The sequence below is a fragment of the Mycolicibacterium septicum DSM 44393 genome (assembly GCF_000455325.1).
GTDB lineage: Bacteria > Actinomycetota > Actinomycetes > Mycobacteriales > Mycobacteriaceae > Mycobacterium > Mycobacterium septicum.
In genome coordinates, this window is the sequence record NZ_HG322951.1 from 1,749,639 (window position 1) to 1,774,787 (window position 25,149).

Sequence of the window (25,149 nt, forward strand, 5' to 3'; positions counted from 1 at the left end):
CCTTGAACAGGTGAAGATGACGCCGACCGACCGGGAGACGCCGTGACCAACTTCGGGGGAGACAATCCCATCGGCGGCGATGCATCTCAGCCGCCGCAAGGCTTTCCACCTCCGGCGCGTCCGCAGTCGCCGGCCCCCGGACCGTTCTCGCCAGGGCCCCCGCCGTTCTCGGGCGGTGGATACCCGAATCCGCCAGGGAACGCGCCTTTTCCGGCCGGCCCACCGGCGTTCGGTGCACCGGCGTTCGGTGCCCCGTCCTTCGAACCTCCGTCCTACGCCGGCGCCCCACCCAAGAATCGCCGCAAGCTGTTCGGCATGATCGCCGGCGCCGTGGTGCTCGTGGTCGCGGTGGTGGTCGGGATCATCGTGGTCGTCGGTGAATCCGGCTCGGATGCCACGACCGCCAGTGGTGCGGTCGAGGGTTACCTGAAGGCGCTGGCGAAAGGCGACGCCGACAAGGCGCTGTCGTTCGGGATCAACGAACCTCCCGACAAGACCTACCTCACCGACGAGGTGCTCAAGAAGCAGATCGACAAGATGCCGATCACCGACATCAAGATCCTCGGCGAGGATTCCACCTCGGTGCATGTGCTGGCCAATTTCGGCGATGAGGCCGTCGACCAGGAAATCCCCGTCAAACAGTCTGGCGACGGCACCTTCAAGGTCGAATACCCGACCTACGCACTGAATTTCGAGAAAGAGAAAGCCAAAGGATCGACAGCGCTGCTGGATTCGTTCAGCATTTTCGGCAAGCAGCTGCCGTCGTCGGGCATCGCCTACCTCTTTCCCGGCGCGATCGAGGTGAGCACCTCGAACCCGAACATCACCCTGAAATACCGCCGGGATTCCTACCTGCAGTCGGGCGCCTCCTACAAGCAACCCGAAGAGAACGCCGACTACGAGCTCGAAGTCAGTGACGAGGGCAAGGAAGCAGCCGACAAGGCGATCCTGGACGCCATGACCGAGTGCGCCAAATCGACCTCTCTGGCACCGCCCAACTGCCCCATGGACGCCACCCGCGCCGCCTACGGGCTGACCGACGGCACCGCCCGTTGGACCGCGCCGACCAACACCGACAAGGTGACGCTGCGGATGCCGACGCAGGTCTTCGGGGAGGGGCTCAGTGGTCACGTAGAGGTCAGCGGTGCCGTCGACATGAAGTTGTCGGCGCAGTCCACCGAGCCGATGTTCAACATCAACGACGAGACCGTGCGAGTCAGCATGGGCGGCTACGTCGATCTCACCAAGAGCCCCCCGACCTACACCTACGAGAAGGGTTACTGAAAATTGGAGCTTCAACAGCCCGGCGTAGATGCGGGGGAACGGACGACACTGACCAACCGGGTCCAGCCCGGTAACCAGGAACTGCAACTCGCCCTGCAGGCGGTGCGCGAGATCGGCTATGCCTTCGGCGCCAAGGTGGTCGGGCAGGAGCAACTGCGCGAGACCTTGTTGATCGGCCTGCTCGGCGGCGGGCACATCCTGCTCGAAAGCGTGCCGGGACTGGCGAAAACCACGGCGGCGCGCACCCTCTCGGATGCGATCGCGGGCACTTTCCAGCGGATCCAGTGCACGCCGGACCTGCTGCCCAGCGACATCCTCGGCACCCAGATCTACGATGCGACCACCGCGGAGTTCAAGACCCAGCTGGGCCCCGTGCACGCCAACATCGTGCTGCTCGACGAGATCAACCGGTCCAGCTCGAAATCGCAGAGCGCCATGCTCGAAGCGATGGAGGAACGCCAAACCACGATCGCGGGAACGACATACCCGCTGCCCGAGCCGTTCCTGGTGATCGCCACCCAGAACCCGGTCGACCAGGAGGGCACCTATCCGCTGTCGGAGGCCCAGACCGACCGGTTCATGCTCAAAGAGGTGCTGCGTTACCCGACGCCCGAGGAGGAGGTCGAGGTGTTGCAGCGCAGGGACCGCGGGGTGTACGACCGCACGGGTGTGCCGAGGCCGGTCGTCGACCTGGGAACCATTCGGCGACTGCAGGTCACCACCCGGAACGTGCACATGGACCCGGTGCTGATGCAGTACGTCAGCCGGCTCGTCCACGTCACCCGGGAGCCGCAACAGTTCCTGCGCCCCGAGGTGGCCCGCGTCATCGAGTACGGGGCCAGCCCGCGCGCGACGATCGCCTTCGTCAACGCGGCGCGCGCCGCCGCGCTGATCGCCGGCCGTAATCACGTGCTGCCGCCGGATATCCACAAGGTGGCCTACCGGGTGTTGCGGCACCGGCTCATCCTCGGCTTCGAGGCAGTCAGCGCCAAGGTCACCCCGGAGTCCGTGATCGATCAGGTGCTGCAAGCGGTTCCGGTCCCCGGATAGTCCGGCGATGGGCAGGCACCTCAACCGTTCGCGGCAGTTCTTCGGCAACGTCAGCCGCAGCATGCTGCAAGGCGGCAAGCACGCGTTGCTACACACCCGCACGCTGGAGTTCGACGACCTGCGTCCGTACGTGCCCGGCGACGACATCCGCGACATCAACTGGAAGGCCTCGGCGCGCTCCAACGACACGCTGGTCACCAAGTTCGTCACCGAGAAGCACCACAAGATCCTGCTGGTGTGCGACACGGGCAGGAACATGTCGGCGCTGGCGCCCAGCGGTGAGTTCAAGCGCGACATCGCCGGTGTGGTGGCCGGTGTGATCGGGATGATCAGCATGAGCCGTTCCGATGAGCTCGGCATGGTCTACGGGGATGCCCGCGGCAGCGCCGCGGTGCGAAGCCGCAAGGGGGAGAACCACATTGAGGGGATGCTCGAGCAGTTCGCGGCCCACAGCGTCGGCGACGTCGGGGAGAGCCGCATCATCACCCAGCTGAACTACGTGGCGCACAGCCATCGGTCACGGCTGTTGACGGTCGTCATCGCCGACGAGCCCGAGATCTCCGCCGAACTGGAGGAAGCCGTCAAGCGGCTGGCCGGGCGCCACGAGCTGCTGTGGGTGGCGATCTCGGACATGCCCGCCGTCGGCGCCGACCAGGGGGAGATGGACGGGTACGACGTGGGCACCGGGCGGTTCGTCCCCGACGGCACCACGCTGGGTCAGTCCGTCGTCGACGCATATCGCCGTGCAGAACAACAGCGAGTGGCCGAGCTCGACCGGTTCTTCGAAAGGATGGCAGTGCCTTTCGTCCGGATCGGCGGCAGTGCCGAAGTCCGGAACCGGATCACGCACCTGACGGAGGTGTACAGCAATGCCCGGTGATGACCTGCTGAGGTTCATCGGCGGACCGCTCGCCCCGTCGGGTTGGTGGCTGGTGCTGGCCGCGGTGATCGTCGTCGCGCTGCTCGCCTGGTGCGCCGGCGTGGTGATCTGGACGCTGCCGCCGCAGCGGTTGCGGTCCATCCCCGTCCTGCGTGACTGGCATGCCCAGCTGACCCGGCGCCGGTTCACCCGGGCGATCGAAGAGACCACCGCGCGCTACGGCCGACGGGAGCTGACGCGGGAAGGCGCCGCCACCGCCTACAACCACACCCTGCGCAGCTTCCTGTACCTGCGCACCGGGGTGTACGCGAAGAACCTGCTGACCGACCACCTAGCCCAGGGCGAGCTGTCCGATGCCGTCCCGCTGCTGACGGTCCTCCACGACGCCCAGTTCAACCCCGAATCCCGCGCTGACGTACTGGCTTTGGGGCGCTCGGCCGAGGAGTTGATCCACGCATGGACCTGAGATGGAGCTGGCTGCTCATCGTCGGCGTGCTGGGCCTCGCCGTTGCCGTGCTCATCGCCTGGCGACTGCCGGTGGCCAAGGTGCAACGGCGGATGCGTCCGCTGGCCAACGTCAGCCGCCTGACGCGGCTGCCCGAGTTCGCCCGGGTGCAACGCATCTACCTGATCTCGATGGCCGTCGTGGGATCGATGGTGGCCATCGCCTTCCTGGGCGCCATCGTCGCCGCAGCCCGGCCCGCCAAACTCGCCTCGGCCAACGACGGCTACGACGCGGCGTACCCCCGCGACATCATGTTGTGCGTCGGACAGCCCGTCAACGACCCGACCACCTCCGATTTCCTGAACTACTGGGCCGAGAAGGCCAAGGGCGCCACCAATACCTCGTTCGGGATCACCTCCCAGAACCTGCGGGCGCTGCCGATCACCCGTGACAGTGCCTATGCCGAGCAACGGATGCGTTACTTCGCCGGCCTGGCCGGGATTCAGCAGAAACTCGACACCCACCAGAAGGTGCCGGTGGAGCAGAAACTCGAACTGTCCGCCGGACTCGAGTCGTTCGCCCGGCCGATCAAGTACGCCGACTACGCGCCGAGCCTCGAAGACACTCTTGCCATGTGCCTTTCGGGATTCGGGCCCAGCAGCGGATCTCACCGCCGCCAGCTCGTCTACCTCGGCTACAGCAAGTTCCGCGCCGACGGCGAGAAACGGCCCTCCCTCTACGACCAGTCCCAGGTGCTGGCCATGGCGCAGCGCCAAGGGATCCAGATCAACGCCGTATCGCGGGCCGACGTCGAACAGATCAGTCAGGCCGGCAACGATTCCCTGCGCGCCCTGACCGAGGCCACCAAAGGCCGGTTCTCCCTATACAACCCGGCCGGTACCGGATCCTCCGACGGCGCCAACGAGATTCTCAACGGCGCCCTCGACAAGATCGACCAGGATCCGCCCGTCCCGATGTACCTCGGGGTCAATCAGGATTCGAAGCGATACTTCGACATCCCGACGATCCCCCTGGCGATCGCGGTCGTGGCGGCCCTGGCGCTGTCGGTCGGGCTGGGGGTGCTGCGCCGATGAATTTCGCCCCGGTCCTGCCTGTCTACCTGCTCGCGATCCTGGCTTTCCTGATCGTGGCCGTTCGGGTGTTCACGCTCTACCAACTGCTGATGCGCACCACCCCGGGCCGCTACCGTCCCGTCGTATTGCGCTGGCTCGGACTGACATTCGCCGCGCTGCTGCTCGTACTGGCGGCGTTTCGGCCCGGTACCGCCGACGACGGCGACCGGAAGGCGTCCGCGGCCGGGGCGGCGGTCTCCGACATCAACGTGTTCTTCGTCGTCGACCGGTCGGTGACCTCGCGGATACCCGATTACGGCAACGGGCAGGCGCGCATGGAGGGCATCCGAGCCGATATCGCCGCGCTGATGGAGAAGTACCGAACGGCCCGCTTCGGCATGATCGGGTTCGCCACCAAGGCCAAGGTCAACTGGCCCCTGTCACCCGACACCGACAGCTTCGAGGCCTACGCCAAGAACCTGTCGGCCTACTCCCTGACGCCGTACGACTCCTACAATTTCATCGACCCGGTGGCGGCGAATGATCTGCTGCGCGAACAACTCGAAGCGGCGAAGAAGGCCTACCCCGAGTCGAAGAGCATCGTGTTCTATTTCGGTGACGGAGCCAAAGGCGACCAGGCCAAGCCGGGCGCGTTCGACATCTCAGAGGATCTCTTCAAAGGCGGGGCCGTGCTGGGATACGGCACCCCGGCCGGAGGGCCGATTCCGCAGAGTTACGCCAACGGGCGCAAGAACTATCTCGGCGACCCGGCCACCGGCGCGATCATCCGGTCCGGACTCGACGAGGCCCGCTTGCAGGAGATCGCGAAAAGCCTGGGCGTCAAATACTTTCACCGTGAGGCCGGCCAAGAAATCGTGCCGGTGCTGCCGCCGGTCGCCTCGGGCGGCATGGTCGACGGCGGCGAGGTCAGTAGTGGCGAGGATCCGCTGGTCGGGCGCACCGAGTGGTACTGGGTGTTCGCGTTGATCAGCGCGGCACTGCTGTCCATCGAGGCCGTGCTGATGGTCCGCGAGGTCCGGCGCAACCGGTTGTCCCGCAGCGACCTCACCGCAGAGGACGTGGTGGCCCAATGATGTTGCGTCAAAAGCCGAACCAGATCCTCCCGTTCCTGCGGCACCTGCTGCAGATCGCCCGTCACCGCACGGTGGCGTGGTTCAACCCGTCGCAGCGGCGGCTGCGGCTGCGACGTCGGCTCTTCCTCTACACCGCGCCGGTCGCCGCGCTGCTGGCGCTGGTGGTCGCCGGGCTCATCTCTGTGGTGATGGTCGGCAATTCGGCCGTGGACTCGTTCGACAAGCACGACATCGAGGCATTGCGCCTCGACGTCGACAAGCTGAAAACGTTCGGGGTGATCGAACCCGGCAACATCGCCTTCGCCGAAGGCGATCTGCTTGTGCTGGAAGGCAAACTCAACGACGCCGAAACGCGGTTCAGTGATGCGCTGGAACGCTTCGACGGCGACGACTCCTGCCCGGTGCGGATAAATCTCGAACTCGTACGGGAATCGCTGGCCGACCTGGCCGTGCGGTCCGGACGCCCCGAGGATGCCGACCGGCTGTACAACGCCGCCCTGACCGTGGTCAAGGAAGCCCCCGACGGATGCTTCCTCTACAACACGGATCCCAACGAAGAACGACGGGCAGTGCGTGCCGACGCCAAGCCGCGGCTGGAACGCAAACTCGCGGCGATGCATGCCCCGCCCCCGCCACCCCCGACAGGTCCCGCGGTGGTGACCCCCGAACCGCCTCCGCCTCCACCGGCTCTGCCGCCCCCACCGGGGCAAGGAGGCCTCGGCCAGGGGGACAGTCCCGGCCAAGGCCCGGGTCAGGTTCCGGGACAACAACAGGTGCCCGGCCAGGGTCAAGGTCCACCTCCTCCGCCGCAGGGGCCGGGTCAGGCGCCGGCGCTGCCGCCACTCGGGCAGGGTGGGGCACCCGAGCTACCGCCGCTCGCACCTGGTGGTGGTCAATCGTCAACGGAGACTCCGCCGTTGCCGTCGCTGCCGGGGGAGAACCTGCCGGCGGCACCGCCACCACCGCCGGGTCAGCAACCGGCACCCGGCGGCCCCGGCGATGGCCCACTGCAGATGGCCGACCCCGGCGCGCCCAACCCGGCGCAGATCCTCGGACCGGTTGGGCCCGACGGTCTGCCGTTGGGGGACAAGAACACCAGTGCCCCGGACCTCCATCTCGGTGAGCGCGAAGGTGTCGGGTCGGGCCCGGAGGGCAAGCTGCAAGCCATCTTGGAGGACTCCAGCGCCTACGGCGGTGAGCGCGAGTAGCCCGGCGTCGCTAGGCGGTTAACGCCTTCAAGTCGTTCATCGTCGATGTGACGATCTCGCCCAGCCCGGCATCGGTGCTGTCGTGCACCCATCGGACGAACGCGACCTTGAACACCGCCATCCCGGTTTCGGCGGCCAACCGCGCGGCCGCATCGTCGATGCCGCGGGCACGCAGCGCCTCGGCCATCTCGTCGGACAGCGTGGCGAGCTTGATCAGCTCGCGCTCCTGCAGCGCGGGGTTGGCGTCGATGATGGACTGCCGGCGCAAGGCATGGTCGCGCCGCCCGTCGAACACCGGGCCGAGTGCGGTCAAAGCGGCGCCGACCACATCGAGTGGCGGCGCGCCGGCAGGGGCGTCGGCGATGGCGGCGGTCAAGAGTTCGGTGAGCAGGGTCTGTCCGCCGAAGAGTGCCTCGCGCTTGTCGGCGAAGTACCGGAAGTAGGTGCGCTCGGTCAGCCCGGCCCGCTCGGCGATCTCGGCGACCGTGGTCTGGTCGAACCCGCGCTCGAGATACAGCTGCAGGGCCGCCTCCTGCAGGCGGTCGCTCGCGTTGGGCTCCCAGCGGCTCATGGATGTGATCCTAGGGAATGTCAGTGACTGTCATCGCGTTGGCAGTGATGACAGTTACTGACATCAGGAGGATTCCATGAAGGTTTTCGTCACGGGTGCGTCGGGTTTTGTGGGCACTGCGGTGCTTCGTGATCTGGTTGCCCACGGTCACGACGCCGTCGGCCTGGCTCGCTCGGATGCCGCGGCCGCCGCGATCAGTGCGGCCGGGGCCCGCGTCCATCGCGGCGATCTGAACGATCACGACAGCCTGCGTACCGCTGCCGACGCCAGCGATGGCGTCATCCACCTGGCCTTTCATCACGACTTCGACAACTTCGCCGACGCCGGAGAGCTGGACCGTCAGGCCATCGAGGTCCTCGGTACGACCCTTGCCGGCTCCGACCGTCCGCTGGTCGTCACCTCCGGCGTGGCCGGGCACAGTGCCGGTCGGGTACTGACCGAGAACGACCCGTTCCAACCCGGGCTGCCCCGGCACTCCGAGCCCGCGGTGCTGGCTTTCGCCGACAAGGGAGTGCGGGCCTCGATCGTGCGGCTGTCACCGACGACGCATGGAGAGGGTGATCACGGGTTCGTGCCACGGCTGATCCAGGTCGCCCGGGAGAAAGGTGTCTCGGCCTACATCGGTGACGGGTCCAACCGCTGGCCGGCGGTGCACCGCCTCGACGCCGCCCCGCTGTTCCGGCTGGCCGTAGAGCAGGCGCCGTCCGGCACCGTTCTGCACGCGGTGGCCGAGGAGGGTATCGCCGGCCGTGACATCGCCGCCGCTATCGGTCGCCATCTCGGGCTGCCGGTGACCACGGTCCCGGCCGACCAGGCCTTCGAGCACTTCGGCTGGATCGGCGGGATGTTCGCGCTCGACGTCCCGACGTCGAGCGCGCTGACCCGGCAACGGTTCGGCTGGCAGCCGTCCGCAGTGGGCCTGCTCGAGGATCTCGACGGCGGGCACTACTTCGAATGAGCGGCGCTACTCAGAACACCCGACGCGGCGGCGGTGGCTTCTTCACGATGGCCGGCAGGACGAAGGTCTCGATGTAGCGCCGCGCCACCGCCGGGTCGTTACGGACCGGCACGGCGTTCACCAGGAAGCTCAGCGCGGTCGCAATGATGAACTGCGCCAGATCGTTCGGGTGTACGCCGGACCGGAACTGGGCGGCGTCGTCGGCGATGATGCCCTCGACGGTGACGGTCACCATTTCGGTCAGCTCCGAGTCCTTGGCGATCAACGATGCGATCGTGCCGTCGGGGGTTTGATCGGCGATGGTGTTGAGCAGCGGATCGGCGACCAACTCGGTGGCCACGATGACCATGCTCTCGACCAGAAGCTCGATGGGCCCGGCGTTCTCGGGGATGCGCGTCAGGATCGAGGCCATGTGCCGCTGCGTGGTGCGCTGCACCATCGCCGCGATCAACTCGTTGCGGTTGGCGAACTGACGGTAGATGGCGGTACGCGAATAGCCGGCCTCGTGGGCGATGACCTCCATGGTCGAGGCCCGGTAGCCGCGCGTGGTGAACAGGTGCTCGGCGGCATCCATCAGCACTTCGCGAGCCTGCTCGGCGCTGTTGCCGCCGCCTACCGGGCGCCCGCGGGGTCGGCGTGTTGGTGCTGACAATCGACTGTCCTGATCGGCGGTGTAATCGGGGTTTCAGTATGCCGGACGGGGAGGCTCGGTCTCTGCAGCATTAAAGAAACATTTTTGGCAATGTGTTCCATTTCCCTGCGGGCGATCGATGCCGCCGGTTAGCGTGCCTGCGTGATCAAACGGGGGAGTGCAATCAAAGCGGTGTCGGCGATGGGGTGGGGCGTGCTGGTGGTCGCCCTATGGATGGGTCTGATCGCGGCCACGGTGACGACAGCACACGCCGACCCTGGCGGTGGCAAATCAACGACACAGTCCGCCAACGACTCTGACAAGCCGTCGGCGCGGCGTGACAAACCCGCACGCGTCGGCCCGCGCAAGGACAAGCCGCGCCGGGTTGTCGCCGCGAAGGCGGACAGCGCGCAGGCTGACGACGCATCGCCGCGGGAGCGCCTGCGCCTGTCTCTGCCGAAACCGCTGTCCAAGGCGGTCGACGACATCGAGACCAGAACCCGGACCGCGCTCGCCGACCTTGCCGATCGCACACCGAACCTCCAGACCGCGCAATCACTTCCGAGGTCCAAAGCCACGCCGAAACGTGTCGCGCCAGAGGTGCCCGCAGCCGCCGACGCCATCGCGGTCGAGAAGGCCACGCCGGACATCGCCGACGCGATCGACGCCATCACCCACCCCGTTGATGCGAAGGCGCCGCTCGCGCAGGTGAACACGGTCGTCGACCGCATCGCCGACGGCATCGCCGACCGGGTGTCGACCGCCCAGGCCTCGCGACCGATCGCCCAACTGGCCGCGGCCATCAGCACTCCCGCGGCCGAGCAGAGATCGGTCCCGTTGGTCAACATCGTCGGTTCGTTGGTGTTCAACGTGGTCGGCGCTGCGCTGCAGGTGTTCTCGGGCCCGCCGGTGCTCCCGCCGGGAAGCAACGTCACCGTCCGCAGTTCGACGCTGGACATGCCGGGCACCAACCAGACGGTGCGGGCCGACTGGTACTTCCCCGAGGACCCGGACTCGGCGACCGGTGTCATCTACCTGCAGCACGGGTTCATGGCCACCGGTCCGATGTACAGCTACACCGCGGCATACCTGGCCGAGGAGACCAACAGCATCGTGGTCGTGCCGACGTTGTCGTCAAACCTGTTCGACCCCAGCGGTGAATGGATCGGCGGAGAGCCGATGCAGCAGTCCGTCGCCGACCTGTTCGCCGGCGATCGGACCGAGCTGACCGCGAGCGCCAGTGCGGCGGCAGGCCATCCGGTCACGCTGCCGTCCACGTTCGTCCTGGTCGGCCATTCCCTGGGCGGGATGCTGGTGACCGGCGCCGCCGGACGCATGGTCGACAACGGCGCGGTCGACGACCTGGCCGGAGTGGTGCTGCTCGACGCGGTGGACACCCACAACGACATGCCCGAGGCGCTGGATGGCCTGAGCGGGGCCAATTACCGCCCGGTGCTGCTCATTTCATCCGAGCGGTATGTGTGGAATCGCAACGGCAACGTCGGGGACGAACTGCAGGCTGCCCGGCCCGGGCAGTTCAACGGCGTCATGCTGGTCGGTGGGCGGCACATCGACGGTCTGCAGGGCGGCAACGTCATCTTGCAGTTCGCGGAGTACCTCATCGCCGGCTTCTCGCAACCGCAGAACACCGAAGCGGTCAAAACGATTGCCGCAGGCTGGATCAACGACATGTACGACGGCACCGACACCGGTGTCCACGGCGAGCCGCAGGAGAGCATCGAGATCCCGACCTCGTCGGGCACCGCCACCGCAATCGTGCTGCCGTTCACGTCGTCCGAGCCGGTGCAGGCGACGCCGTGGGACGGCCTGGTGGGCCCGATCCTGGATGCCCTGTTCCAGTACGCGGTCTACGAACCGCTGGCCGGTCAGTCTGTTCCGGTGACCGTCTGACCGCTGAAATCGGTGCGTGTCATCCCATGAATCGGCCCATATCCTGGTGAGGACGCCGAACCAAGGGGTTGCCGTGGGGGAGACACCGCCAGAGGAATACCCACACGAATGGGTGGACCGGTACGGGCCCCGGGCGCACGCGCCACAGGCCTACCCGCCGCAGGCCTATGCCCAACCGGCCCCTGAGGCCAAGCGGCACTACCAAGCCACGCTCGCCATCCGCTGCTTCGTAGGGATCATCGGCGGCGGCGCCGCGGTGCTCTGGGCTCTGGTCGTCTTCGTCGTGCTCAGTTCGGCCTTCGACACGAACCCGGCCACCGATCCGCACGGCTACGGGATCGTCTTCGGCGTCCTCATCGCCGTGCCGTTGAGCCTTTTCTGGGCCCTGGTGTTGCCGTTCGCGGCACCCAGACACCGATGGGGGCGCGCCTTCGCGATCTCGTTGCTGACCCTCGTGGCCCTCAACGCGCTGGTCTTCTGGGCGCTGAGCGTCTCGGGCGCCGGGTAGTTCCGCGCCCGGGTTCGCTGACGCGCGCTGAACAAGGCATATACCAAGCTCAGCTATACATTTTGCCGCGAAATCGTTAACCGAATTGGTGCGCGATCCGTATGTGATTCAGCTTACGGAGGATGTACATTGTGATCGCTGTCATAAGAAAGGGCGTGCAATGTTCGGTGCAGTTGTAGGCGTACTCCTGCTGGTGCTCGGCATCGGCGCGGTCGCCGGCGTCGTGACGGCTGTGGCGATGGGCTTGCCCACCCTGGCCATCGTGATCGGCCTCATCTCCGGCGCGTTTTTCGCCGGACGCGCCGTTTAGAGCTTCAGCCGCTTTCGCAGGCCGGTCGCTCGGACTGCCTGCCGGGCGATGGCCGCGCGGATTTCCGCTTCGGAACCCACGACGCGTACCCGCGTCTTGGCCCGGGTGACCGCGGTATAGAACAGCTCCCTCGTCAACAACCGGGAGTCTTCCGGTGGTAGCAGCACGGTGACCTCGTCGGCCTGGCTGCCCTGGGACTTGTGGATCGTCATGGCGTGCATGGTCTCCACCTCGGTGAGTCGGCCCGTCGCGAATGACGCGGACCCGCCCACGGTCCCACCCACGATGGCCCGCAGCCCGTCCGGGGTGGCGACCGTGACCCCGGTGTCGCCGTTGTAGAGCCTGAGCCCATAGTCGTTGGCCGTCACCAGGATTGGCCGTCCGACGTACCACGAGGCCCAGGTGGGCTCGCCGGTCGCCTCGGCCAGCCACCGCTGCACCTGACGGTTCCATTGCGCGACGCCGAACGGACCGTGCCGATGGGCGCACAACAATCGATGCTCGTCGAGGATGGTCAGCGCCGCGCCCGCATCCCCCAGGATCGCGGCCTGTCGCAGCGCAAGGGCATGCGGCACAAGCACTTCCCGCAGCCGCTCGGTCGGCTCGGCGGACACCCACTCGACGTGCTCGCCACCGGCCGCCAGCACCTCAACCGCGTCCGAGGCGTCCCCGGCCCGGATAGCTGAGGCCAGCGCGCCGATCGACTCGCCGAACCGGTGCGAGGTTTGCAGCGCCGCGACCCCACGTGACCCGAGCCCCTCCACAAGATCGGCCAACACCGCGCCGGCTTCCACCGAGGCGAGCTGATCGGGATCACCGACCAGCAGCAGGCGGGTTTGCGGCCGCACCGCCTCCAGCAACCGGGCCATCATGGTCAGCGACACCATCGAGGTCTCGTCGACGACGATCACGTCGTGCGGCAGACGATTCGCCCGGTGATGGCGGAACCGTGACGACGTGTCCGGGCGCGACCCCAGCAGCCGGTGCAGCGTGGTGGCCTGCAGGCCCGAGATCCGCTCACGGTCCACGGCATCGAGCCGGTTCACCTCGAGCTGCACGGCCTCCTGCAGCCGGGCGGCGGCCTTACCGGTAGGCGCGGCCAGCGCGATTCGCAGGGACGGACGACCGGCCAGCGCCGCCTGCTCGGCCAGCAGCGCCAGCAGCCGCGCCACCGTGGTGGTCTTGCCGGTGCCCGGCCCACCCGTCAACACCGTCAACCCCTGCGACAACGCCACTTTCGCCGCGGCCCGCTGCTCCTCGAAACCCGGCGGGAACAGCCGCGCCACATCGGGCGCCGAGCCGCCCGGCGGGGTGCCCACCAGGGTCAGCACGTCGTCGCAGACCTGCTGTTCCTCCAACCAGTACCGGTCCAGGTACAGCAGGTCCCCGAACAACCGCAGCACCGGGGGAGTGCCCGTCAGCGGGCTGGCCGCTACCGCCGCCGGCCACTCGTCGGGCTGGGGCCACGGGAGCTCGGGCAACTGGGTCTGCTCGGCCACCGTACGCAGGTCCACACACACCGAGCCGCCGCGCAGGGCCCGCACCGCCAGGGCCAGCGCCAGGATGACAGAGGGGTCGGTCTCGTCGGCCAGCGTGCTCAACCGTTGGGCCACTTGCACATCGGCGGGCTCGAGGATCTCGGCGAAAGCGTCCAGCATCACGCGGCTCCCTGATCCAGCAGCTCCGAGAGCGCGATCACCAGCGCCGCGGGCGGCTCCCAGCTGAACACCCCGGCCGGGTGCCCGTCGACGACGGGTGTCTGAGCCCCGCACATCCCGCGCACGAACAGGTACATCACGCCGCCCAGATGGGTGGCCGGGTCGTAGTCGGGCAGCCGCCACCTGAGGAACCGGTGCAGCACAACGCTGTACAGCAATGCCTGCAGCGGATAGTCCGAGTGCAGCATGGCCTCGACCATCCGGTCCCGCCCGTAGTCGGCCGCGGTGAGCGTCGCGTCACCGGTGCCCAGCCAGTTGGTCTTGTAGTCGACGACGACGAAGCGCTGCCCGATCCGCAGCACCACGTCCACCGAACCGGACAGGTACCCGCGCAGCGGCTGGCGGCCCAGCAGCCCCGTCGACAACCGGTCGGCATAGACCGCCATGGGATCGTCGGCCGGCAGATGCTCGTCGAGCAGCGCCCCGACGTCGGCCAGCCGCGCGAACTCGCCGCCGCGCAGATCGCCGCCGGCCATCGGGAACTCGAAATCCAGCTCGCACAACCGGTCCCGCAGCCCGATCTGGCGCAACGTCACGCCGGGCGCCAACGGGCCCAGCGGGGTGTCATGCATCGGCACCAGCGCCGCCGCCAACTCGTCGACGGAGACCTCGACCGGCCAGCGGGCCGCGTGCCGGCCCACCTCGGCGTGCAGCTCGGCCGTCAGGTCCGCTGCCAGCGGGTCGGTGGTCTCCAGCACCGCGTGCACGAGCGAACCGAACGCGGCCCCGGTGGGCAACGACGCCATCGGCGACGGCACATCGGCACCCTGGGCCGGGGCGACGACGGCGATGTCGGTCGACTCGTCGTCGAGCTCGGCGACCTCGGGCTCGCTGGACACCCCGGTGTTCCCGTCCTCTTCGGCGGCCCGCAGCAGCCCCGAGTACGACGTGCGCCGCCATGCGGTGTCGATGGAACGGTGAAAATGCCGTGCCGCCAGATCATCCGGTACCGCAAGCATGGGCACGGGTGTGGCCGGGCAGATCACCGACTCCTCCAGCACCGGACCACCCACGGCCTCCCACGCCCGCAACCGGGCCAGCGCATCGTCATCGGAGACCTTGGCCGGCGCGCACCGGTCCGGCACCGCGTCCTGCCCGGGGGCGCGCCCGCGCAGCAGCCGGGACAGGCCACCGTTCGGCTCGTCGTTCGACGGTGCCCACCACGCCACCACCTGTGACTGGGCCCGCGTCATCGCCACGTAGGTCAGGCGGCTGTCATCGGCGGCCGCCTCGGCCCGACCGGCCCGGGTCACCGCCGGATCCGGCCCGCCGATCTGCAGGCAGCGCACGCCCTCGTCATGGAACAACACCAGATCCGGCTCCGGCACATACCGATTGAACGCGAACGGCAGGTACACGATGGGGAACTGCAGGCCCTTGCTGACCCACACCGTCATGATCTGCACCGCGGCCGCATCGCTGTCCAGACGTCGGTTGCGTTCGGACGTGCCGCCGCCCTCGGAGCGCTGCGTGCGCAGCCAGTCCCGCAGCGCGGCCAGCCCGAACCCCTCCCGGTGCGCGGTGTCGCCGAGCAGTTGGGTCACGTGGGACAGGTCGGTCATCAACCGCTCGCCGCCCTGCCAGGACAGCACGCGCTTGCCCATGCCGGCCAGTTGCGCGGCCTCGAAGACCGCCGCCACCCCGCGTTCGCGGGCATGGCCGGCCCAGGTGCGCAGCGTGTCGGCGACCCGGTCGGTCAGTGCATCACCGCCGGCGGCAAGGGTTTCCGCGGTCTCCCCGAAGAACATCGTGGCCGCCGCGGCCCGCACCAACCCGGGGCGGTGCGGCTGGTCGAAGGCCTCCAGCAGATACAGCCAGTCTTCGGCGGCCTCGGAATTGAACACGTCCGAATCCCCGGTGTAGACCGCCGGGATACCGGCGTCCAGCAGTGCGGTGTGGCAGGCCCGGGCGTCCTTGTGGGTCTCGACGATGACCGCGATGTCGCGGGCCTGCAGCCTGTCGCCGTCGAAGGTGGCGCCGCTGGTCAACAGGGCACCGATGTCGGCGGCCAGGTCCTTGCCGATGTGGTCGCGCAGATCGGCGATCGGAATCACCTTGGTGCCGGCGCGGTTCCGCGTCACCACGCGCAACCGGAACGGATCGTTGTGCGGTGCCCCGGCCAGCCGGTGGCCCTGGTGGTTGGCCTGCACGTCGTGCACCACGATGTCGGGTCCGCCGAGTTCGGCGCCGCGCAGCACCGCCTGCAGGCGGTCCACCAGCACGCTGTCGCTGCGCCAGTTGGTGCCCAGGGTCTGCTTGTCACCGGCGGTGGCCGCGGCCCGCAGATAGGTGTCGATGTCCCCGCCGCGGAACGCGTAGATCGCCTGCTTGGGATCACCGATCAGGATCAGCGTCGACCGCCCGGAGAAGGCCCGCTCGATCACCTGCCACTGCACCGGGTCGGTGTCCTGGAACTCGTCGACCATCACGATCGGCCAGCGCTGTGCCATGCGCACCCGCGCCGCTGAATCCTCCGCGCCGAGTGCTCCGGCCAGCCGGGTCAGCAGATCGTCATAGCCCAGCACGCCGCGGCGGCGTTTGCGAATCTCCAACTCGGCCAGCACTGCCCGCGCGAACCCGAGCCGAATCCCCGCCGGGGACTCCGGCTCGGGATCCAGCGGCCGCAGCTCGGTCGCCGGATTGGCCACCACGACCCGGGCCAGCCGCAGCGCCTCGGCATACCCGAGCTCCGGGACATCCCGCTGAGCACCGAAGTGGGCGAGATACAGATCGTCGACGATCTCGGACACCAGCTCGTCAAGACTCTCGACCAGCGTCACACCCGAATCACTGTCCCCGGCCACGCCGAGGGATTTCAGCACGATCTGGCAGAACTGATGCGTGGTCGCGATGGTCGCCGCGTCGAAACCGGCCAGTGCGTCGCGCAGCCGCTGCCCGCGGGCTTGTTGGTCCTCGGCGACCAGGTACCGCAGCAGATCGTTGTCGGCACGCGAGGGATCCTCCAACGCCACGAGCGCGCCGACGATCTGGGCGCGGACCCGCTCGCGCAGCTCCTGGCTGGCGGCCCGGCCGAACGTGATGAGCAGCATCTGATCCAGCGTCGCCGCACCCTCGGCCACCAGCCGGGTCACCAAACCGGCCAGCGCGAACGTCTTGCCGGTGCCCGCGCTGGCCTCCAGCACCGTGGTGCTGTTCTTCTGCGGTAGCGGGCCGAGCAGATCGAAGACCTTCACGATGGTGACCTCTCGGCCCGCAGCATCGGAAGCCACAACCGCTCCGAGTACTCGCCCAGCCCGGCCAACCGACTCAACGGCACGCCGCGGCCCCACGCCCGCACATGGGCGGGCGCCTCGTCCTCACCGGGGAATCTGGAACTACGCCAACGAAATCCCGCTTCCCGTTCCGGGTCGTCACCAGCGTGCCGCGCAGCCGCCCACGCATACGAGGTCTTGATGGGCAGCGGCAACGGCTCCCGGCGGCCCGCGTCGTAGATGGCCACCAGATCGGCCAGCAGTGCGACCGGATCGTCCGGGCGGCCCAACCCCGCGACGCGCGGGTTGTCGCCGCGCCGGGGGCGCCCGATGCACACCGCCGACCAGTCCCGCCCCGGCTGCCCGGCGGCCAACGCCAACAACGGGATCCAGGATTGCAGCAGGTGCTTGCCGTCGAGCTTGGAGTACGTCACCGACACCAGCCGGTCACCGAACACCGGGGAGACCGTACCGGTCAGCCGCCGCCCGGTGCCCAGATCGATGTCGACGTCGTAGGCCTGCGGGTCGGTGCCGCGGTGTCGCAATGCCTCGGCGGCCAGCAGCGCGCACTGATCGCGCAGCGCGATCGCGCGGCGCCAACCCAACTGGCCCGGCGGCAGGGTGCCGCGACGCCACTCGGCCTGCTGGGCGTCGGCCGGGGTCATGCCGCGCAGGATGTCGTTCAGCATGCGATCGCCGACGGTCCATTCCTCCAGCGCGTCGATGTCGACCGGCATCACGTCCGACACCCCGTCCACATCCCAGGGCAGCGTGTACTCCAGTGCGCGGAAGAAGCCCTTCACCGGATCCTTGAAGAACGTGACGAGATCCTCCAGCGCGACGTCCCCGGTCGGTGGTGGCGGCAGCGGGTGGGCGAAGAAGGGCGGCCGGTCGGCCCGCTGTCCGGCGCTGGCCTGGGCCGCGGTGAGCACCGTGGGGTCGAACGTGAACGGGCCGCCGGGCCGCAGCGCGCCCGGGGTGACGTTGCGGATGTCGAAGGGCTGCAACGGGTGTGCGGTCATCACGTCCACGGGTTGCTCGGCGGTGACCTTGAGCGTGTCGAGCAGCTCGGCCAGCGGCACTGCCGGCGGGCGGGCCTGGCCGGAGTATTCGTTGGCACCGGTATAGGTGACGACGAGGGTCTGGGTGGCCGCGCCGATCGCGTCGAGCAGCAGCTGGCGGTCCTCGGAACGGATGTCGCGTTCGCCGGTGCGCGGGTCGCGGGCCAGCGCGTCGTCGCCGTCGACGGCACCCAGCCGGGGAAAGACGCCGTCGTCCAACCCGACCAGGCACACCACCCGGTGCGGCACCGAGCGCATCGGCACCATGGTGCACACCGTCAACGTGCCGGTGCGGAAGTTGGCCCGTGTCGGCCGCCCGGCCAGATGCCGATCCAGCAGTGCGCGAACATCGCTGAGCCGCATGGGCGTAGCGGGCGCGCCCGCGGCCTCGGTGATCTCGGTGAACTCGCGCTGCACCTGGGCGGCAGTCCACTCCTCGTCGGAATAGGCGAGCGCCTCGATCCCGGTGCTCAGCGCCGACAGCCACTCACCGAGGGGGCGAACCCCGCTGAGCTGATCGACGGCTTGCCTGAGCTTTTCCACGAAGTCGGCGAACCGGCCGGCCAACTCGACGCGGTTGCTGCTGACGTCGTCGAGCGGCAGCGTGGTGCCCAGCCACGCGTGCGAATCGTCGGACATCGCGACCCCGGCCAGCACCCGGTCGATACCGAAACGCCAGGTGTTGTGCAGGAATTCGACGCCGTAGGGGCTGCGATGCTCCTGATCGAAACCCCACCGGATGTTGGCCTCACGCACCCAGGCGGTGATGGCCTCCAGGTCGTCGTCGGTGAAACCGAACCGGGCCCGCACCGGATCCGACTCGGCCAGGTTGAGCACCTCACTCGCGGTGGCCCGCCCACCGGCCAGGGTCAGCACCGACGCCGCCACCGACAGCAGCGGATTCGTCTGCACCAGGGCGCGATCGGCCAGCCGGACCCGCAGCTTGTGTGCCGGATGGGCGCCGCGCACCACATCGCCCAACCCGAAGCCGGCCGTGATCAGAGGCGCATAGGTCTCGATGTCGGGGCACATCACCAGGATGTCGCGTGGTTCGAGGGTGGGATCGTCGGCGAGCAGGCCCAGCAGCACCTCGCGCAGCACCTCGATCTGCCGGGCCGGGCCGTGACAGCTGTGCACCTGCACCGAGCGGTCCTCAGGCCGGTGGACCCGCCCGGCGGGGCGAACCGCGTTGGCGGCGATGTCGGACTGGAGCCAGCCCAGCACGGTGTCCGGATAGCCCGCGCCGCTGAGGTATTCGTCGGTGTCCGGGGCCGGCAGGCTGCGCTGCAACTCCCGCAGGTCCCGGCCGAGGGTGGCCAGCAGCGGGTGGCCGACATCGCGGTGGCTGCTGTCCTCACGGCGGGGGAGCGGTCCGGTGTGCGCGGTCAGGGACTGCCACAGGTCGTCACTGGGGTGTGGCAGCCACAGATGCAGATCGTGATGGGTGGCCAGCGCGGTGAGCAGTTCGATCTCGGTGACCGGTAGCCGGGTGTGGCCGAACAGCGACAGCCGCTCGGGTAGGTCACTCGGTGATTCAGCCAGCCGGGCAAGGGTTTTCGCGTGTCGGATATGCGGCGGCTCGGCGTCGATCCGCTCGGTCAGCGCCTGCCACAGCGGGGCCTGCCAGGACAGGTCGTCGGGCAGGCCGTCCCAGTCGACCAGGAGTTGCGGGCGCTGCCGGGCATAGGAGGCGAACAGTCCGGCCAACCGGCGGGCCACCGCATAGCGCCGGCCCTGACGCAGCTCGTACTCGTCCCCGGTCTCGAAGTGACCCAGGTGCGTGGCCACCGGTCGGCACCATGGCTGGTCCAGGTTGTCGTCGATGACCGCCAGCAGGGGCCAGGCCATCGCGTCGGCAGACCACGGATCCTCATCGGCGGTCCCGGTCAGCTCCGCGATCAGCGAACGCGGGTTGCGGAACTCGACCGCCGCGCACACCCCCAGCCGGTTCGACAGCCGCTGGCTCAGCCAGCGCTCCACGCCCTTGGCCGGCACCAGCACGAGCTCCTGGGCGAACGGATCAGCCGGGGGTCGAGACAGCAGACCGGCCAGTCCGTCGGCGAGCAGATCGGTGCGCTCGGCCCGGTGCAGGTGCAGTGCCATCGACACACACGATAAGACCGCGGGCCGACACCGAAAACCCCAGGCCGACGATCCTGAGCAAATCGACTGACAGCCCGGCCGCGGCCGCCGCACACTGATTGGGATGCGCGTTGTGGTCGGCGGTACCTGCGACGGCGCCGACGCCGCTATCCGGGCGGAACTACGGCGGAGGGGACACCCGCTGTCCGAGGCCGGCAGTGTCGTCGTGCGGCTGGAATCCCGCGTCATCACGGTGACGCGGGATGCCGAACTGCGCGTCGAGCTGGCCCCGGTGCTGGGCCGGGAGTCGGCCGGTGCGACACGCCTGCGGTACGCCGCACCCGTCCTCGTCGGGGCCAGGAACCGGCCCAACCGGGTGCAGTTCGTTCACCCCGACGACGTCGCGCGCTTCATCGCCGACGCCGTCGAAAACCCGGACTGGGCCGGGGTGGTGGGCCTGGCCGCCGGCCCGCTGCCGCTGCGGCAGGTGGCCGCGCTGCTGGGGAAGCCGTACTTCGAGCGGGCCGGCGAGGTCGACCCCGAACTGGACACCACCCGGCTGAGCGCCCTCGGATTCCGGCCCGCCTGGTCGGCGGCAGACTGCGCGCGGGACTTCGCCAAAGCCAACCGGGCCCACATCGTCGTGCGCGGTAGGCAGATTCGGCTGCCCTGGCGCTACCCGTGGGTGCGGGTGCCCACCCGGGCGCCGGCGCTCCGGCATCCGGCGAGCGATGCCCGCGGCGAATTCGACACCGAAATCGATCCGCGCTGGCCCGCATACACCGCGGTGAACACCACCGAGGCGTTCCCGGGGCCGATGACGCCGTTGTCGCTGGAACTTTCGCTCGACGGCATGCGGGCCATGGGGGTACACGCGGTCGAAGCGATGAGCGTGGACGGTGAGTTGCGCCGCGCGGTCATCGAGGAGCAGACCGGGGCCTTCGGCCACCGCATCTACGCCAACCTGACGGTGCTGTTCGCGGCCGGCGCCATACTGCCCGCCGCCGGGCCCGCGGGCTGGCGCGACAAGCTGTTCGGCGCCGACCATGACGACGACGGTGCCGAGACCACGCAGGCAGGGCTGTGGGCCAAGGCGCGCCGGTTGCCGCGGCTGCTGGTCTTCGTGGCATCCTCCGGTACCGAAACCAAGCGGATGGATGCCGGCGCGCGCAGCAGGCAGCGCGGTGCCGCGTATTACGCCCGCCGGTCCGACGTGCGACTGCGCGACGAATTGCGTTGTCTGCACGACGAAGTCGTCGACGCCTGGGGAACGGCCGCGCTCATCACCCTGGCCTCGGTGTCGTTCACCGGTGTTCTGGAGATCCTGGCCCGCCGCTCACTGTCCACCGAATTCTTCGGCGGGATGGAGAAATTGGCGAGCGCGGGCCTCACCATGGCCACCCGTTCGTTGGCCGCCGCTGTCGCGGCGGACCCTGCGATCGGGGCCGTCCTCGGGGAACACCTGCCCGCGTCGGCCATCGAACTGCTGAGGACGCAGCACCCGGAGTTCGTTGCACGGCTCGACGATGTGGTCGCCGCGTGGGGCCACCGGGGACCGGGGGAGAGCGAGCTGGCCAACCCGGTCTTCGCCGACGATCCGGCGGTGTTGCTGGAGGTGGTCGGCAAGCTCGCGGGCGCTGTCCAGCATCGCGTGCCCGACCCGGCGATGTCGCCGTGGGTGCGATTGCTGACCTGGGTCGGGGCGTGGTTCCAGCGGTCCAGGGAACGCGGCCGCGACGCCGCGATCCGCCTCACCCACGAATATCGGCTCGCTGCCCGAGAACTGGGCGCACGGCTGGTGGCGCAGGGCGTCATCGCCGACCCCGACGACGTGTTCTACCTCGTGCTCGACGAAATGCTGTGTCCTCCGCTGGACGTCCGGTACCTGGTGTTGCGCCGGCGGGCCGAGCGGGCGCGTCTGGAGCGCGAGCGGCCACCGCTGGACTTCGTCGGGACCTGGACACCGAGTCCGGAGACCGTCCCCGAAATCGGATGTGGCGAAGCGCTTTCGGGGATACCGGCGTCCGTCGGTTCCGTCACGGGCCGCGTCCGGGTGGTGACCGTGGAATCGCTGCACCAACTGAGCCCTGGCGAAATCCTGGTCGCCGACAGCATCGACGTCGGCTGGACGCCGTACTTCACCTATGCGGCCGCCGTGGTCCTGAGCACCGGGGCCACCATGTCGCACGCGGCGATCATCGCCCGGGAGTTCGGCATCCCGTGCGTGGTCGGATCGAAGACCGCCAGCCGGGTGCTGCGCACCGGCCATATCGTCGAGGTCGACGGGGCCGCCGGACGCATCGTGCGGGTGGCCTGAGCGTCAGGCCGCCACCGGGTTTGGTGCCGACAACGCGGCCGGGCGGGCGGCCAGGGTCACTGCCAGCGTCACCGCACCGGCGATCATGAACGCCACGCGCACGTTGAACACGTCGGCCGCACCGCCCAGCAGTGCCGCCGCGAACGGGCGCGACCCGAGGAAGCCGACGAGCCACAACGCCATGATGCGGCCCCGCAGTTCTTCGGGGGCCCGCTCCTGCACGACGGTGCTCAGACCGGTCATCGCCCAGCCGAATCCCAGCCCCGCGATCGCGAAACCTGTCAGGGCCAAGGCCGTCACGGTGCTCATCGCCAGCAGGCCGGACCCGGCGACCAACATCCACAGCCCGATCGCCGACACCCGGGCAGCGGCCACCCGTCCGCGCAACGAGGCCAGCACCACCATGCCGACGGCCGCGCCGATGCCGAACGCCGCCGACAGCGCACCCACCAGATGGGCGCCGCCGCCGAGGTCCTCGGCCATCGACGGGGTGAGCGTGATGGACGGATCGGAGGCGAAGCCCACCGTCGTCACGGCCAGCAGCGCCAGTAGCAGTGGGCGGTCCCGCCAGACGTAGGCCAGCGCCGCGCGCACCCGGTAGTCGCCGTCCGGGCTGCGTTCGGGCCGGGCCGGGAAGGTGACCAGCAGCAGGAAGATCGCGAACACCATGTGCAGGCCCGCGCTGATCGCGAAACCCGGCGCCGCGCCGAGGCGGGCGGCCAGGAACGCGCCGATGGCCGGGCCCAGGATGCGGCCGATGGTCATCGGAATGCTGTTGAGCGCCATGGCCGTCGGCAGTTCGCCGTCGCGGATGAGGCTCGGCACGACCGACTGCATTGCCGGGCCGCCGATGACGAATCCGAAGCCCACGAGGGTGGAGCCGACGAGTACCGGGACCGCCGCGGCGGTGCCCTGCAGGTCGGGCGACAGGTACAGCCAGAGTGCGGTCGAGCCGGAGCCGATGATGCACAGCACCCGGCCCCACAGGATCTGGCGGGCCGGGTTGCCGACGTCGGCCCACTTACCGCTGGTCGGGCTCAGGATGAGCTGGGGGAGGAACTGGGCGACGCCGACCATGCCCACCATCACCGCCGAGCCGGTGGCGTCGAAGATCACGATGGCCGCCACGATGCCGTGCGTCCACACCGCGACGACGGAGAACATCTTGCCCCAGAACAAGGCGCCGAAGACCGGGTCGAACATCAGCCGCAGGGCGCCGCGCGGCTGCGGGCGGGCAGTGGTCTGGGCCGTCACGAACAGATCCCCCGCTCGAAATCGGTCACCAGCTGCTCCAGCAGGTCGACGAGTTTGTCGACGTCGGACTCGGGCCAGTCGGCCACGGTCTCGGCGACCATCTCGCGCCGCCGTTCGGTGACGTCGGCCAGGGCCCGGCGGCCCGCGTCGGTGAGGGTGAGCACGCACCGGCGCTGATCCTCGACGTCCTGGCTCTTGGTCAGCAGCCCGGCGGCGACGACATTGGCGACGGTGCGGCTGGCTGTGGAGTGCTCGACGGCCATGTTCTCGGCGACCTCGCCGATCGAAGCGCTCTGCCCGGCCTTCTCCCGCTGCTCGACGGCCCGCAACACCCGCAGCGTCGACAGTGACGGGACACTGCCCGATGCGTCGATCAGCCGGCGCCGCCACCCAGGGCGTTGCCGGACGGTGTGGATGCGCACGAGGAGCTCATCGAGTTGGTTGTAGCGAGGCACTATATGTGCATAGCACATACATGTATTGGCGCGATCGGCGGTGCGGGCGCGGAGTCGTGGGGACCGTCCCTCCGCGTTCGTAACGTCAGGGCGAAGAATCGCGCGTTTGACCGCCGTGGCATTACGAACGCGAGGGAGACCACCCCGTCGCCGGGCGAGATTGCCGTCAACCACCGTGGTAGCGGGCCATACGATTGTTGGATGTCAGAGGGGACGGTCCGGCCCGTGCGTTGGCTGGCCCTATCGCTTCTGTGCTGGCTCGTGCTGATGGCGGGTGGCTGTGCGCCGCAGCCGGATGTGATCGCAACCGACGATGACAATGGCGGTCACGTCCAGGTCCGGAGCGGCCAGCTCTTCGACATCGTGCTCGCCGACGATTACGACCAAACCGGTTGCCAGTGGCGCAAGGAGGACAACTCCGCCCCCGACGTCGCGGAGTACCTGGGCCAGCTCTACCAGCCTGCCCGGAAGCCGCCCGCGGGAAACGGCAATGGCACCAACACCATGAGGTACCGAGCGCAGCAGACGGGAACTGCGCAGGTCAGCCTGGTCGAATCCGACAATGGTGACCGGGTGTGCCGGCGTTACGCGGTGACCGTCACGGTGGGCCCACCGACCTTGTGGGACGGCTTTGCCTCAGGCGCCAAGTCCGTTCTGCCGTATGTGGCCGCGGTGGTGGTCCTGGTGACGGTGTTCGGGTTGATCGGGCGCCTGGTGTGCCTGCTGGTGCGGCGCCTGCGTGGGTGACCCTGTGGGACAGGGCCGACCGGAAGGCGTCTAGCCCGCGAATTCCTTTGCCAGCCCGTCGATTCCGGCGCGAATCGCGGTGATGGCCTCGGCGCGGGCCTTGAGCTTGCTGGCCACGTGCGCACCGGTGTTCAAGGTTGCCGCGGCTTCGGCGGCCACCTCCTGGGCGCGGGACAGCACCGCGTCGGCCTCGACGACCTCGTCGAGCCAGCCGCCCGCGATGGCCGCGTCGCCGGTGAACACCGCGGCCATGGAGACTCCGCGCTGAAAGGCGGCGCGGGTCAAGCGCATCCGCATGATCTCGATGGCCGAGATCGGCAGCGTCATCCCGATCTTCACCTCGTTGGCCTGGCACCGCGACGTCACCGAGCCGACCCGAT

General features: G+C 68.9%; 20 protein-coding genes and 1 pseudogene. 13 read left to right on the forward strand and 8 right to left on the reverse strand.

The genetic code is table 11. The features are described from left to right. The first annotated feature begins 42 nt into the window (after positions 1–42). The 7 genes from TX88_RS32755 (at position 43) to TX88_RS32760 (ending at position 7,034) form a co-directional block, all read left to right on the forward strand. Positions 43–1,284: a hypothetical protein gene (locus TX88_RS32755; protein WP_049924872.1), complete on the forward strand. Its 1,242-nt coding sequence runs from the start codon at positions 43–45 to the stop codon at positions 1,282–1,284. A gap of 81 nt (positions 1,285–1,365) precedes the next feature. Further along, on the forward strand, positions 1,366–2,334 hold the full coding sequence (locus tag TX88_RS08190) for an AAA family ATPase (RefSeq protein ID WP_235732853.1): 969 nt from the start codon (positions 1,366–1,368) through the stop codon (positions 2,332–2,334). A 7-nt stretch (positions 2,335–2,341) separates the two neighbouring features. Next, entirely contained in the window at positions 2,342–3,214 is an 873-nt protein-coding gene (locus TX88_RS08195; RefSeq protein ID WP_044515974.1) for a DUF58 domain-containing protein, read from the forward strand. Beyond that, complete coding sequence (locus TX88_RS08200; RefSeq protein ID WP_044515975.1) at positions 3,204–3,680, forward strand: hypothetical protein; 477 nt, start codon at positions 3,204–3,206, stop codon at positions 3,678–3,680. Before TX88_RS08195 ends, TX88_RS08200 begins: the two co-directional genes overlap by 11 nt. Beyond that, positions 3,671–4,753 (forward strand): hypothetical protein, encoded by a 1,083-nt coding sequence (locus TX88_RS08205; protein WP_044515976.1) that lies wholly within the window; start codon positions 3,671–3,673, stop codon positions 4,751–4,753. The genes TX88_RS08200 and TX88_RS08205 overlap by 10 nt, the downstream gene beginning before the upstream one ends. Then, on the forward strand, positions 4,750–5,826 hold the full coding sequence (locus TX88_RS08210) for a vWA domain-containing protein (RefSeq protein WP_044515977.1): 1,077 nt from the start codon (positions 4,750–4,752) through the stop codon (positions 5,824–5,826). The genes TX88_RS08205 and TX88_RS08210 overlap by 4 nt, the downstream gene beginning before the upstream one ends. Continuing rightward, on the forward strand, positions 5,823–7,034 hold the full coding sequence (locus tag TX88_RS32760; protein WP_049924873.1) for a tetratricopeptide repeat protein: 1,212 nt from the start codon (positions 5,823–5,825) through the stop codon (positions 7,032–7,034). Before TX88_RS08210 ends, TX88_RS32760 begins: the two co-directional genes overlap by 4 nt. Before the next feature lie 10 nt (positions 7,035–7,044). Here the strand turns inward: TX88_RS32760 and TX88_RS08220 are convergent, their stop codons facing one another. Then, positions 7,045–7,605: a TetR family transcriptional regulator gene (locus tag TX88_RS08220; protein WP_044515978.1), complete on the reverse strand. Its 561-nt coding sequence runs from the start codon at positions 7,603–7,605 to the stop codon at positions 7,045–7,047. Between the two features lie 76 nt (positions 7,606–7,681). Between TX88_RS08220 and TX88_RS08225 the strand changes: the two genes are divergently transcribed. Continuing rightward, complete coding sequence (locus TX88_RS08225; protein WP_044515979.1) at positions 7,682–8,563, forward strand: SDR family oxidoreductase; 882 nt, start codon at positions 7,682–7,684, stop codon at positions 8,561–8,563. Between the two features lie 10 nt (positions 8,564–8,573). Here TX88_RS08225 and TX88_RS08230 read toward each other — a convergent pair whose 3' ends face one another. After that, a complete protein-coding gene (locus TX88_RS08230; RefSeq protein ID WP_209447044.1) occupies positions 8,574–9,137 on the reverse strand; it encodes a TetR/AcrR family transcriptional regulator in 564 nt (187 codons plus the stop codon). A 219-nt stretch (positions 9,138–9,356) separates the two neighbouring features. Between TX88_RS08230 and TX88_RS08235 the strand changes: the two genes are divergently transcribed. The 3 genes from TX88_RS08235 (at position 9,357) to TX88_RS34520 (ending at position 11,923) form a co-directional block, all read left to right on the forward strand. After that, positions 9,357–11,105 carry an alpha/beta fold hydrolase gene (locus TX88_RS08235; RefSeq protein ID WP_049924874.1) on the forward strand — a complete coding sequence of 583 codons (1,749 nt, stop codon included), beginning with the start codon at positions 9,357–9,359 and terminating at the stop codon, positions 11,103–11,105. Positions 11,106–11,178: 73 nt separating this feature from the next. Further along, the gene (locus TX88_RS08240; protein ID WP_162563108.1) at positions 11,179–11,613 is read left to right on the forward strand and encodes a hypothetical protein; all 435 of its coding nucleotides are present in this window, start codon (positions 11,179–11,181) and stop codon (positions 11,611–11,613) included. A 160-nt stretch (positions 11,614–11,773) separates the two neighbouring features. After that, a complete protein-coding gene (locus tag TX88_RS34520) occupies positions 11,774–11,923 on the forward strand; it encodes a hypothetical protein (RefSeq protein ID WP_090424544.1) in 150 nt (49 codons plus the stop codon). On the opposite strand, the gene recD is transcribed toward TX88_RS34520, so the two are convergent. Genes recD through recC form a run of 3 tightly spaced genes read right to left on the reverse strand, consistent with a single transcriptional unit; the run spans position 11,920 to position 20,017 of the window. Beyond that, the gene (gene recD / locus TX88_RS08245) at positions 11,920–13,581 is read right to left on the reverse strand and encodes an exodeoxyribonuclease V subunit alpha (RefSeq protein ID WP_044515982.1); all 1,662 of its coding nucleotides are present in this window, start codon (positions 13,579–13,581) and stop codon (positions 11,920–11,922) included. The two genes, TX88_RS34520 and recD, sit on opposite strands and share 4 nt — an antisense overlap. Beyond that, entirely contained in the window at positions 13,581–16,835 is a 3,255-nt protein-coding gene (gene recB, locus TX88_RS08250) for an exodeoxyribonuclease V subunit beta (RefSeq protein ID WP_044519209.1), read from the reverse strand. The genes recD and recB overlap by 1 nt, the downstream gene beginning before the upstream one ends. Further along, positions 16,832–20,017, reverse strand: a complete 3,186-nt coding sequence (gene recC, locus TX88_RS08255; protein WP_044515983.1) for an exodeoxyribonuclease V subunit gamma — start codon at positions 20,015–20,017, stop codon at positions 16,832–16,834. Before recC ends, recB begins: the two co-directional genes overlap by 4 nt. 103 nt (positions 20,018–20,120) lie before the next feature. Between recC and TX88_RS08260 the strand changes: the two genes are divergently transcribed. Further along, positions 20,121–22,313, forward strand: a complete 2,193-nt coding sequence (locus TX88_RS08260) for a PEP-utilizing enzyme (RefSeq protein ID WP_044515985.1) — start codon at positions 20,121–20,123, stop codon at positions 22,311–22,313. Positions 22,314–22,316: 3 nt separating this feature from the next. On the opposite strand, the gene TX88_RS08265 is transcribed toward TX88_RS08260, so the two are convergent. Together TX88_RS08265 and TX88_RS08270 are read right to left on the reverse strand one after the other, a co-directional pair. Further along, entirely contained in the window at positions 22,317–23,567 is a 1,251-nt protein-coding gene (locus TX88_RS08265) for an MFS transporter (RefSeq protein WP_044515986.1), read from the reverse strand. Then, on the reverse strand, positions 23,564–24,040 hold the full coding sequence (locus TX88_RS08270; protein WP_044515988.1) for a MarR family winged helix-turn-helix transcriptional regulator: 477 nt from the start codon (positions 24,038–24,040) through the stop codon (positions 23,564–23,566). The genes TX88_RS08265 and TX88_RS08270 overlap by 4 nt, the downstream gene beginning before the upstream one ends. 183 nt (positions 24,041–24,223) lie before the next feature. Between TX88_RS08270 and TX88_RS08275 the strand changes: the two genes are divergently transcribed. Beyond that, positions 24,224–24,769 carry a protease inhibitor I42 family protein gene (locus TX88_RS08275; protein WP_162563109.1) on the forward strand — a complete coding sequence of 182 codons (546 nt, stop codon included), beginning with the start codon at positions 24,224–24,226 and terminating at the stop codon, positions 24,767–24,769. A 30-nt stretch (positions 24,770–24,799) separates the two neighbouring features. Here TX88_RS08275 and TX88_RS35015 read toward each other — a convergent pair. After that, a pseudogene (locus TX88_RS35015) lies at positions 24,800–25,149 on the reverse strand (crotonase/enoyl-CoA hydratase family protein); the annotation flags it as partial.